General features: G+C 59.1%; 9 protein-coding genes. 5 read left to right on the top strand and 4 right to left on the bottom strand.

Features of this window, described 5'->3' with window-relative positions:
- Window positions 1-330: 330 nt before the first annotated feature.
- The 4 genes from CXQ88_RS14270 (at window position 331) to CXQ88_RS14255 (ending at window position 5,629) form a co-directional block, all read left to right on the top strand.
- A complete protein-coding gene (locus tag CXQ88_RS14270) occupies window positions 331-2,076 on the top strand; it encodes a DUF262 domain-containing protein (protein ID WP_104044813.1) in 1,746 nt (581 codons plus the stop codon).
- A gap of 234 nt (window positions 2,077-2,310) precedes the next feature.
- Window positions 2,311-2,724 (top strand): hypothetical protein, encoded by a 414-nt coding sequence (locus tag CXQ88_RS14265; protein WP_104044812.1) that lies wholly within the window; start codon window positions 2,311-2,313, stop codon window positions 2,722-2,724.
- Window positions 2,703-3,119, top strand: coding sequence for a hypothetical protein (locus CXQ88_RS14260; RefSeq protein ID WP_104044811.1), 417 nt, complete (start codon window positions 2,703-2,705; stop codon window positions 3,117-3,119). Before CXQ88_RS14265 ends, CXQ88_RS14260 begins: the two co-directional genes overlap by 22 nt.
- Before the next feature lie 1,265 nt (window positions 3,120-4,384).
- Window positions 4,385-5,629 (top strand): thiamine pyrophosphate-dependent enzyme, encoded by a 1,245-nt coding sequence (locus CXQ88_RS14255; RefSeq protein ID WP_258061879.1) that lies wholly within the window; start codon window positions 4,385-4,387, stop codon window positions 5,627-5,629.
- A 121-nt stretch (window positions 5,630-5,750) separates the two neighbouring features.
- Here CXQ88_RS14255 and CXQ88_RS14250 read toward each other — a convergent pair whose 3' ends face one another.
- Window positions 5,751-6,947 carry a PIN-like domain-containing protein gene (locus tag CXQ88_RS14250; protein ID WP_104044810.1) on the bottom strand — a complete coding sequence of 399 codons (1,197 nt, stop codon included), beginning with the start codon at window positions 6,945-6,947 and terminating at the stop codon, window positions 5,751-5,753.
- 258 nt (window positions 6,948-7,205) lie between these two features.
- Here CXQ88_RS14250 and CXQ88_RS21590 point away from each other — a divergent pair, with 258 nt between their 5' ends.
- Window positions 7,206-7,493 (top strand): hypothetical protein, encoded by a 288-nt coding sequence (locus tag CXQ88_RS21590; protein ID WP_146069216.1) that lies wholly within the window; start codon window positions 7,206-7,208, stop codon window positions 7,491-7,493.
- A 494-nt stretch (window positions 7,494-7,987) separates the two neighbouring features.
- Here the strand turns inward: CXQ88_RS21590 and CXQ88_RS14240 are convergent, their stop codons facing one another.
- From CXQ88_RS14240 to CXQ88_RS14230, 3 genes are read right to left on the bottom strand one after another with little or no spacing between them, the layout of a single operon-like run.
- Entirely contained in the window at window positions 7,988-8,767 is a 780-nt protein-coding gene (locus CXQ88_RS14240; protein ID WP_104044808.1) for a carbon-nitrogen hydrolase family protein, read from the bottom strand.
- Window positions 8,768-8,814: 47 nt separating this feature from the next.
- The gene (locus tag CXQ88_RS14235) at window positions 8,815-10,164 is read right to left on the bottom strand and encodes an APC family permease (RefSeq protein WP_104044807.1); all 1,350 of its coding nucleotides are present in this window, start codon (window positions 10,162-10,164) and stop codon (window positions 8,815-8,817) included.
- 9 nt (window positions 10,165-10,173) lie between these two features.
- Complete coding sequence (locus tag CXQ88_RS14230) at window positions 10,174-11,052, bottom strand: carbon-nitrogen hydrolase family protein (protein WP_104044806.1); 879 nt, start codon at window positions 11,050-11,052, stop codon at window positions 10,174-10,176.
- Window positions 11,053-11,120 lie beyond the last annotated feature (68 nt).

Below are 11,120 nucleotides of genomic sequence, written 5' to 3'. Positions count from 1 at the left end.
TCCTGTGCTTGCTGCTTCCCCAATGGAGCTTTCTTATAGGTTTCGCGCTCCGTGGCCATTATCTCCTTGATCTGGCGGTGCCACGAACAGAACCTAAATACCTCGCTCCCCCCGTTCAAAACCACGTGTCCAACCACATCGACGGGACCTTCACATAGCAGGCCTGGCTCCGGCATTGGAAGATGACCAAGATTTGGGCAGTGAGTCAGCCACAGCCGCGGAGACACGAGCAATGCCGTCCTCTTAGCAGTGCCCACGATAAGTTGGAATACATCTGTGCTGCTACCCTGCGTCTTGCGTAGGACCGAAATAATTGGAAAGTCCGGAACTATGAAACTAACTAATAACACGCATGAAACTGATGTCGGATCCCTTATTGGTAGCGATTCATTCTTTGTTATCCCATTCTTCCAGCGCCCCTACAAATGGATGCCGAAACGACTTCGCCGCTTCGAGCTAGACCTACTATCCCTTGTCGATGGGGCTAACGATGTTCACTTTCTTGGCGCCGTGATCCACCACGGCTTGTACACAGATCCATCCGATCCGGACGCTTACCAAGTAATTGACGGGCAGCAGCGACTGACGACCATATACATATACCTCTGCGCGATCGTGAAGAAGTATATCGAGTTGGGGGAGCTCGTCGACGCGCAGAAGATTTTCCGCAAGTACATTGTAAGTGCTGGCATGTACAACAAATCGAATATAAAACTTCAGTCGTCGAAAGAGGATCAAGGAGCAATGAATGACGTTATTCGCGATGTTCTTGCTACGAAGAATTTTGATAAAGGACTTGAAGGCTTCAAGCTTAGTCCCCTAGCTGGAACCAACACTCAAAGTGGCAAGCGCCTAACCGACAACTTCAGGCTTGCCAATCAGTTCATCCGCGCACAGGTCAAGCTAGAGGGTAAAATTCGACTAGATCAACTTTTCGCCAGCTTGGTAAAAACCATGACGGTAGTTCAGATTGACATCAAGGACCCAACCAACGGCCCAAAGATCTTCGACAGCCTGAACTCTTCCCAAGAACCGATGACCACTGGTGACTTGGTGCGGAACGATGTTTTCGCCAAGACAGCGGCTGATAACCCGGATGAAGCTATCTACCTTGACACGCACCACTGGGGGCCGTTTTACCAGCGATTCAAGGTAGACAAAAGGGACTACTTTGACGAGTACTTCTTTCCCTTCGGGTTGATTTACGACTCGAACCTCAAAAAATCCGATGTTTATGGAAAGCTTAAAGAGCATTGGAAGGATAAGAAACCAGAAGAGGTTGTCAGCGAGCTGTCAGTATATCAGCCCGCATTCCTGGATTTGAAGTTCGGAACGAATACATCTGAGCACTCAAAGATAATCGCTAAACGGCTTCGACGATTTTGGTTAATGGGAGCCCCCAGCTCTATCTACCCGTTTTTAATGCGTTTGTCGACTGCCGTCTCCTCGGATGAACTATCCGAGAAGAACGCGGTTGAAACTTTGGATCTACTTGAATCTTTTCTTATCCGCCGAGCTCTATGTGGACATGAACCCACTGGTCTTCATGCAGTCTTCAAGGGACTTTGGGGTGAAGTGCATGGGCAACCTACCGCTGCAAATGTAGCGGCTCGCATCGCAGCTCGAAAGACAGTCCAATGGCCAACGGACGACGAAGTTAGGTATTCAGTAACTTCCGAGCCCCTTTACGGAACCTCCATCGATAAATACGTTCTGTGGCAGTACGACGAGGGGCTCGGAGGAGATGACGTATCGTCTCTGACCATGTGGATAGAACATGTACTGCCTCAGTCCACACCCTCTGCCGCTTGGAAGGCGTTCTCCACCACTCAACATGTGCAGATGAAAGACCTGTTGGCCAACCTAATTCCGCTTTCTGATGCGATGAACTCCAAGCTTCAGGCTTCGGGCTACGACAAAAAGGCACCCGTATACAAGACACAATCGGCGTTCATGTCAGCCCGAAGTTTTGCAGAGAAGTACACGGAGTGGACCCCCGAGCTGCTCGAAGAGCGCGGGGTCGACCTTGCGGAGTGGTGTGTTACTAGGTGGCCTCATAAGAAACCTGATGCATGATTCTTCTGATTGCTACAGAATCCCTCTGCAAGAGACGTAGACCAGGCAACTGTTCAATCAGAGCAGGGCCGGTGACTAGCCTGACCGGGTTTCGACGTTAAGCAGTTCTCCGGCTGACAGCCTCGAGCGGGACGGCTTTGGGGAGCAATACTCATAGGCACCCCACCTATCTCTCTCACCAAACCCAGTGAGTTATGGCGGGAGGCCGACGGGCACATCGGTTAGGGTATGCGAGTGAGCGATAAGAGTCATGGGCCCCTGGAGCAAGGGCTTCTGTACCACGAGAAGTGCGAGGGTTGTGTTCCGACGAGACCTCCCTTGAAAATGAGCCTGGACGAGGACGACCTGCTCATCGCGATAGACAGGCACACTAGGTGCGAGGGTTTTGTGTGGGACTTTAGCGTCGGGCTCATGGCCGATCACAAAGTCACCCGTATGATGGAGCACGTCGTCAGAGCCTGCTCGGCACACGCGAACTACCACCTTCATAAAGGCAACTATTTACGCCCCAAGAAGTTAAAGGTTTCCAAAACCTTCGGAACACTAGACAATGAGCAAGAGGCTGACGACGCCTACAACCAATCAGCGATGACGATCATCGGGGATGCTATCGAGTGGAGGGACAGATGGCGACAAGGCAAGACCTGAAAGCTCGCGCTGAAATAGCAGCGCGCTTCAGCGTGCTGATGCGTAAGTCGGACTTCTATTCCAAGGCCAAGGATTTAATCCCCATGGATGATGAAGGAGCTCAGTGCGTTCTCGTTGCTGCTCCCACCGAATCTGCTGTCGTAACGATCCACCGGATGGAACGAGCGAAGCAACCCATCATTGCGTTGGTAACGAAGATCGATAACGCTGTATCCCTCACTGCGTTTCAGTCAACGAAGGGTCGGGCGGTAGAACAGGAACCCCAGGACATCCCTGGTGCCATGACCGTGGAAACCTGGATCAAGGGTATTAGAGAGGGCAAGATTCATGCCTTCGGTGCTCACGGTAGCGAATTTGCAGCCGAGATCTCAGGACTTGTTCTGACCTCAGTGTGAGTCAGGTTGGAGTACCTGACTCATTCATAATGCTGGCGGTGCGGAGAATGATGCGCAGCGCCAGCCAGACCACCTATGGAGAAGCTGCACGTGCCGAAGCGCGCCCACATCGCGTTTGGCGCACCTTTGCGCTATCCGCTTGCGGCACCAGCAATGATTCGGCAAGCCCTGACATCCCCGCCCTCCGCGGACCCGGTCCAGTACATTGGCGAGAACGGGCTGACCTTTGCAGGTGGCAGTAACGACAATCCTCAGTCACCACTCCGGGACGACTTTTTTATGGAGGGGGCAGCAGAATGCGGAATGGCCTCTCCATAGCTCTCTTTTCCGTGCGATGTGGAAGGCGAAGGGGGTGCGGGATCCCAACCAACCCCACAGAATTCGCGAGCCCTTCCCTACTGATCAGGACCTCCAGAACGCTCAAGCCCGCATCCTGGCTGCCATAAGGGAGCAGTGGCGGTTTGAGGACACGAGCGCACTCTCGATTTTGCCCGGTTGCAGCACTTCGGTGCCCCTACGCGACTCCTCGACTTATCGCGGCGTGGTTCGCTACCGAAGAACATGCTGAGGCCGAAACCGAGGAAGGCGACGCACGCATCTTCGTACTCGCAACTACGCGGGTAGCCGCAACGCCTGAGCAGAAACACAGAGACTTCGAAGCAAGTCGTATCGACCTCGAAACCGCCCCCCTCTTTAAACCCTTCTGGGAGGTCAATGTGACCGCTGACGGTCTAGAGGACAGCGCGTTCGGGGAATGGGGCATGGGCCGAATTAGGCGTTTCTGGATACCCCCCACTACGAAGCCCGGATTGCGGCTCAGAATGCAGCCTTTATCCTCGACGGCATCCCCGTCGACTCCCCTGACCTCGAAAATTTTACCCAAAGGGCCACGGTCGGACAGGGTCATGGCGGTTGGCGGATCGCCTTGCCGCTTCCTCCATCAGCGTTCGCTTTTCTAGACCTCGTCCCGGTGCGGGTGCGAACATCGCTAAGACGATGCCCCCGAGCTACACCTTTCGCGTTACGGCTGCGACCAAACGACAAATTCGAATAGAACTCGAAGATTGCTACTCGTACAACAAATCCACCATCTACCCTGATATTCAAGGTGCGGCCCGAGCAATTAGGAACGATCCAAACATGTTCAACGATCCCTGAGCACGTTTGAACCGCGCAAACGTCATTCGTTGCCGAATAATCGATCGACCTGCAGATCATTTGCGATTATGCTGTCGAAGGGTCGTGAAAGTGTCTCATGTCCGACGTTGTTTCGGTATGCACTCACCCGGCGCACCGCCGTCGTGCTGGCCATCCCCTACGACCTCGCCGCGCTCGAGGCTGCGGACGAGGACCTTCCGGAGCAGGCCCCTTGGGAAGTGACGGACGACGGCTGCACGGACCTTGCGCGGGTAGCCCGCCTTTTGGCCGGGGCACGGCGGCCGCTGATCCTGGCTGGTTGGGGCGCGCACCTCGCCGGAGCCAGAGCGGAGCTTCGCGAACTCGCAGACCGGCTCGGCACACTGACCGCTGGAACCGCCCTCGCGCTCAACCTCCTCAATGGCGAGGGGTACTTGGGCGTGGCCGGCGGTTTCGGCACCGACACCGCTGCCGGCCTCATGGGCGAGGCCGATGTGGTCTTGGTGGCCGGGGCCAGCCTGAGCCCGTTCACCATGCGGTTCGGGCAACTGCTGGTGCCCGACAGCACGGTCATCCAGATCGACACTGCGGTGGAGCCGGCTCATCCGCGGGTGGATGTGTTTGTCCATGCGGATGCGAAAGCTGCTGCTTCGCAGCTTGTGTCTCTGGTTGACGGTGAGGTTGCTGCCGGGACGTGGCGCGTTGAGGCCGCCCGGAGCCTGGCTGGCGAGCCAGGGCATGCTTCAGGCTCTTTGGAGACTGTTGATGGGAGGCCGGATCCGCGTACTCTCGCCGCCGCGCTGGATCCGGTGCTGCCGGAGCGCCGCACGGTTGTGCAAGACGGCGGCCACTTCATCGGGTGGGCGCCCATGTACTGGAACATCCCACGGCCCCAAGACCTGGTGACGGTGGGGACCGCGTACCAGACCATCGGGCTGGGCCTTGCCAGCGCCGTCGGGGCCGCCCGTGCCGTGGAGGACGGCCGTACCCTGGTGCTGTCCTCCGGCGACGGCGGGTTCCTGATGGGCCTGTCCGACCTCGAATCGCTGATCGGTGCCGCCCGCAGCACGATTGTGGTGATCTATAACGACGCCGCATACGGGGCGGAGATCCACCAGTACGGCTCGCCGGGCCTCACCGAGAAGCCGATGCTGATCCCGGAAGTGGACTTCGCTGCTGTTGGGCGGGCTCTGGGCGCCGAGTCGGCTGTTATCCGGTCCTTGGTTGACCTTTCGGCACTGCAAGGCTGGATCGACGCGGGGGCTCGAGGGACGTTCGTGGCCGACTGCCGGATAACCTCCACCGTAAGGGTGCCGTGGCTGACCGAGTGGATGAAGGCGTCCCAGGCTGCGAAGGCGGCGGTGGCGGGGTAGCCTCAATGTTTCATTACGCTAAGGAATGGTCGCAGGCTACCCGCGGTTTCGGGCAGTCTGGTAGGACCTTGGTTCGCCTGGTTGGCGCCGGTTTATGGACGGTCATCAATCACCTCGCCGCTTAGTCGTCGGGGTCACTGTCAGGTTCGCCCGACCCTTCAACATCTCCCTCGCGGTCTCTTTCAGTAGCCGCATCGACCCCGGATGCAAGGTCGGGCGCCAAACGTAGCAGACGGTGAGGGTTCTCTCTGATCCAGTTGATTAGGAGATTGGTGAGACGGGCATCGTCGGAATTGAAAGAAGGATAGACCTTAAGACCAGGGTGCTGCGCTGGCGTTATTGTGAATTCAACATCGGAAAAGTCCGTTTGCGCTTCCCTTATCTTGCTCCACCACACGTCGTCCAAAGACCCTGTTTTCCACAGAACATGTCGTTCTCGTCGTGCCTGAGCGGCATCAATCTCTGTTTGTGCAGCATCAGAGGCATCCTGATCCTCAGTGATGGAAGCTTCAATGGTCTTTCTCAGCCGTTCAAAGAATTGGGAGGTGTCCAGCATGAAGAGATGCTGACCCGACTCATCGAACAGTTCTTCAACAAGCTCTACGCGTGGACCCAGTCGTTTTTTGTCGCGGCCTGTTTCCCACCAGTCCGACTTAACGTCTCCGGTGACAAAGAGGAGAGGCCTTTGTTCAGTCTGGCACTTTTCTATGCATTGCTTCCAGAGGAAGTAGTCGCCATACTGGTTTGATTCCTTGGCGGCATCTTCATATCCCGGCGGGCGCTTGTTCTTGTAACGCTTCTCGCCTTCCCCAGTACTCTGCTGAACCCATTCCAGACTTGGCCTCTGGCCGGTGCGCTGATCGTAGTATCTCCGAAAGGTGGCAAGAACTTCGTCGCCATGTTGTGCTGTAGCCCAACGGCGAACGTCGTCCCTTTCGTCGGTGAGATATTTTACATATTGCTTGGTTGCCGCGATAAATTCTGCTTCGGCCTTATCATGACCGACGTGAGATTTCTTCTCAGCAGATTCGAACTTATTGACAAGTTTTTTGAGCTCATCAATTCTTGCCCCATGATTTGCAGGGAGTTCATCCCGCACCAACGGTCGGCGACGAAGGAACTCGAGACCGACCTGATGAGGCAGCCACAACCTTTCCTCAATGTGCTCGAGAAGATCCAGGAACCTCTGGGACGTTGGTCGCGAGAACCTGTACATGTCGAGCATCACATTTGTATCCAACACAACGATTGCTCGTCGGAATTCATGCTCGAAGTTGCCCTCGGGGAGAGGCATGAGTGCCCCGTAAACGTCGCGCATTAGTCTCCCAGCATCTGGCATAGAAATGTAGTACAGGGTATCAACTTCGCGCGCGTTTCAACCTGTTATCTTGGCATCAGCATTTGGTGCCCCGTCGTCTTGGACGAGTGGGGTGCAGTTTTCGTGGCCGCAGTGATAGTCGCAAATCTGGTCCGCAGTAAGTGCCCCTCACTTCCCTAACGGTGGGCTAGCTAATCAGAAGCCCTTGTCCGCCACGGATGTTTCCCCGCTCTCGACGTCCCCGGCATCGACTTCTCCGTGGCTAACGACGTCGTCGGCGCCCTGCGAGAGAAATGGGTTTTTATTGCCACCTCCGGGATGGTCAACTGCCTCTTCCGGGCACCGGTCGGCCGTACTATCGACGTCGGCGGAAAATCTATAATTTTGGATGCCATCAGCGAAACCGAACCGGCGGCTGCCGCGGCAGGGCATCCCGTTACCGAGGCAGGCCACGGACAGGCCGTCGGTCTGCTCACCGGACCAGGGTCGGCCTTCACGTCCTCCCTCTATCGGGAAGCTCATGACCACCAATACCCCGACCGCTAGGGCCGCCACAGAGATAGCCACATGAACGAAGCGTCAGCCAAGACGTGTACAAATTCGCCGCCAGCGCTGGTGCACTGTGGACCAACCATAGAAGTTCCCTCAAATAGAACCCCCAAGGACATTGTCCCCATACAGCTCGAAGGAACCTTCGCTGGAGAAGCTGGCTATGACATACGAGTCCGGAAGCTTGAAGAAGTCATCATGCCTGCACTCCGGGCCATCCCCAGGAGACGCTGCCCCTGCTCAACGAGAACCGCCCCGTCATGGTAGGAAACTGAGCTTATCTGTTCGGAGAAAGACTTCGCACCATTCCTGACGACAAACAGATCCCGATTGACGCACCCCACCTCGGACTCTCGCTGCTCATCGACCAGTTGCTGCTGAGCTTCCGCAAAGCGGCCACGGTATTGAGGAGACGTACAACGCGGCACTTAGAATCACTCCTACCGCCGCCTTAACGGCGGCCCAAGAACGGCGGCCCAAGGACGGCTCGCCTAAAGCCGCCGCTGCCGGAACATCGGGAACGATTCCCGCACGCGCTCCACAGTTTTCAGCGAGACATCCACCACCCGCACCCCAGGCTCCAGCCCCAGGTCTGCCTCGACCACCCCCATCGGGTCCACCAGCACGCTCCGCCCCACGGACACCGGTGGCGTCTGGGACACCCCTGCCACGTACACGCTGTTCTCGATCGCCCGCGCCGCGTTCAGCGCCAGCCACTGCTCCGTCTTGTGCTCGCCCGGCACCCAGGACGAGCAGACCAGCAGGACCTGCGCGTCGGCGTCGGCCAGTGACCTTGCCAGCTCGGGGAATCGGAGGTCGTAGCAGGTCATCAGCCCGAACCGCACTCCCCCGATCTCGAACACCACCGGCGCAGTGGACGGACCCGGCTTGATGAACGTCGACTCCCCAAAGCCCTGAGCATCGAAAAGGTGGATCTTCCGGTACGAAGCCAGCCGATCGCCGTCGGGCCCGAAAGCCACCAGCGTGTTGTACGCCCTGCCCGGCTCGTCCGAGGTTTCCACCACGCCCGCCACCAGCGCGATGCGGTGGCGGCGGGCGATGTCAGCAAGCTCCTGGCACACCGGGCCGTCCAGCGGTTCGGCCACCTTGGGGAAGGTCGCGTCCACCTTCTTCTTTTCGTAGGTGGCGTACTCCGGAAAGGCGACCAGCGCTGCGCCGTCGGCCGCTGCCTGGGCGGCGTACCGGTCGATCGCGGCGAGGTTGGCGTGGATGTCGGAGCCGGATTCCAGCTGCCCCAGCGCTATCCTCACGAGTGTTCCTTCCCTCGGCCCGGCGGCCACACTACAAACGTTCAGGCTCAGGCGGCGGCCTCGACAGTCGCCTTCTCCGTAGCCGTCATCTCCGGCGGCGACGCCTTGAAGCCCTTGGTGATCAGGGCCAGGACCAGCACGCCCAGCACCAGCCAGGACACACCCAGCGTAATGGCGTTGCTGTCCAGCTGGGAGAGCAGGTAAGCACAGATGATCGCGCCGATCACCGGGACCACCACGTAGGACACCGGGTTCAGCTGCTGCCCGGCCCGGCGCCGGCGCACATAGTGGAACACCACTGAGGCGTTCACCAGCGTGAATGCGGTGAAGGCACCAAAGTTGATGAACGACGTCGACGTGGCCACGTCCAGAAAGATCGCGATCAGGCCCACGAGGCCGGTGACCACCAGGTTAGCCACCGGAGTGTGGAACTTCTCGCTGAGCCGGCCGAAGACCGCCTTGGGCAGGACGGAGTCGCGGCCCATCGCGTACAGCAGGCGGGAGGCGCTGGCCTGCGCGGCGAGGCCGGAGGCGAACTGCGCCACCACCAGGCCGGCCAGGAACACGGCGCCGAACAGCTGCCCGCCGATCTGCAGGGCGATGGAGCTGGCCGCGGAGGCCGAGTCCTCGAACACGCCGCCCGGGTGGACCAGCTGGGTCACGTAGGACACCGCCACGAAGATGCCGCCGCCGATCAGGGCCACCAGCATGATGGCGCGCGGCACGGTCCGGCGCGGATTGACGGTTTCCTCGGTGAGGGTGGTGACGGCGTCGAACCCCAGGAAAGAGTACGCGGCGATCGCCGCGCCGGCGGAGATGGTCGCGAAGCTGGCCGTTTCGTTGAAGAACGGCTGCCCGCTGGCCAGTCCCCCGGCGCCGTTGGCGGAGACCACGCTGCCGATGGCCAGCGCCACGAAGAACACCAGGACCAGCAGCTGGAACGCCATCAGCACGTAGTTGGCCTTGTCCGCCACCTTGATGCCCAGGATATTCACCAGCGTGGTGATGACGATGAAGCCCACGATCCAGACGCCGATGGGGACGCCGGGGAACTGGGCGCTAAGGTAGGAGCCGCCGATGAGCCAGATGACCATGGGCAGGAAGAGGTAGTCGAGCAGGACGGCCCACCCCACCAGGAACCCGACCCGGGAATCGATGGAGCGGCGGACGTAGGTGTAGGCGGAGCCGGCCACGGGGTGGGCAACGGCCATCCGGCCGTAGCTGTGCGCGGTGAACAGCATGGCCACGAGCGCCACGAGGTACGCGGCGGGTGCTGCGCCGCCGGTGGTTTCGGCGATGATGCCGAAGATCCCCAGGACGATGATCGGGGTCAGGTACGCCAGCCCGAACAGGACCAGCGAGGGCAGCTTCAGCGTGCGGGTGAGGGTTGTTGTCACGGTGTTTCCTTACGGCTTGTAGGACGGCGGTGTCCAGGTGGCCGGGTTGATCCGGCCTTGGTAGACGGAAAGTTCGACGGCGGGCTCCCCCTCGCGGAACTGCGACCAGGGGCGGTTGAGGTTCTCCGTGCCGTGCGTGCGGACGCGGTCGACGGCGGCAAGGTCCAGTTCCGCGGTGAGCAGCTGTGGCTGGTCGTCTTGTGCTTCGGCGAGGGTGTTGCCCTCCGGGTCCACGATTATGCTCTTGCCCTGACCGGTGGGGCCCGCGCAGTTGACGCTGACCATAAACACCTGGTTGACGATGGCGTTGGCCTTGGCGAGGATCAGTTCCTGATTGCGGTCCGGGGTGGTGGTTTTGACGACGTTGAGGATCACGTCGGCGCCCATCCAGGCGAGCTGGCGGGACACCTCCGGGTACCAGGCGTCGTAGCAGATGTTCAGTCCCAGCCTGCCGATGCCGGGCAGGTCCACAGTGGTGAACCGGTCGCCGGGATCGTAGGGCTCGAACGGGCGCCAGGGAAAGATCTTCCGGTAATAGCCTGCGAGCTCCCCTTCCGGGGACAGAACCAGCTGCGTGTTAAACAGCTGGCCTTCCGGGCCGCGTTCGCAGACGCTGCCGGGGACCAGCCAGATGTTGAGGTCTTTTGCGAGCTGTTTGAGTTCTTTGACCCGTGGGCCGTCCAGCGGTTCGGCGCTTGCCTGGAGCATTTCGGTTCTTTGCAGGTCCGGGTCTTCGTCACCGAACAGGTGCAGCTCGGGGAAGACCACCAACTTGGTGTGCGGCTGGGCTTCGAGGGCTTCTTTGACCTCGTCGGCGAAGGCCGAGACGGGTTCGCCGATGAGCCGGGGCCTTGCTTGGGCCGCGATAAGGGGAAGGATGCGTGGCATGGTTTTTCTCCGCTGTGGGGTGTGATCCGGGTTATATTAGATCAGAATGATCCATTTATGGGAAGGGG

It is taken from the genome of Arthrobacter sp. ZGTC412 (assembly GCF_002929215.1).
Classification (GTDB): domain Bacteria; phylum Actinomycetota; class Actinomycetes; order Actinomycetales; family Micrococcaceae; genus Arthrobacter.
The sequence above is the reverse complement of the archived record's forward strand: the minus strand, read 5'-3'. Positions and strand labels throughout refer to the sequence as shown.

Bases quoted from the DNA above. Each gene is read 5' to 3' on its own strand.
- CXQ88_RS14270 (WP_104044813.1), top strand. From the start codon at position 331: ATGAAACTAACTAATAACACGCATGAAACTGATGTCGGATCCCTTATT.
- CXQ88_RS14260 (WP_104044811.1), top strand. From the start codon at position 2,703: ATGGCGACAAGGCAAGACCTGAAAGCTCGCGCTGAAATAGCAGCGCGC.
- CXQ88_RS14250 (WP_104044810.1), bottom strand. From the start codon at position 6,947: ATGCGCGACGTTTACGGGGCACTCATGCCTCTCCCCGAGGGCAACTTC.
- CXQ88_RS14230 (WP_104044806.1), bottom strand. From the start codon at position 11,052: ATGCCACGCATCCTTCCCCTTATCGCGGCCCAAGCAAGGCCCCGGCTC.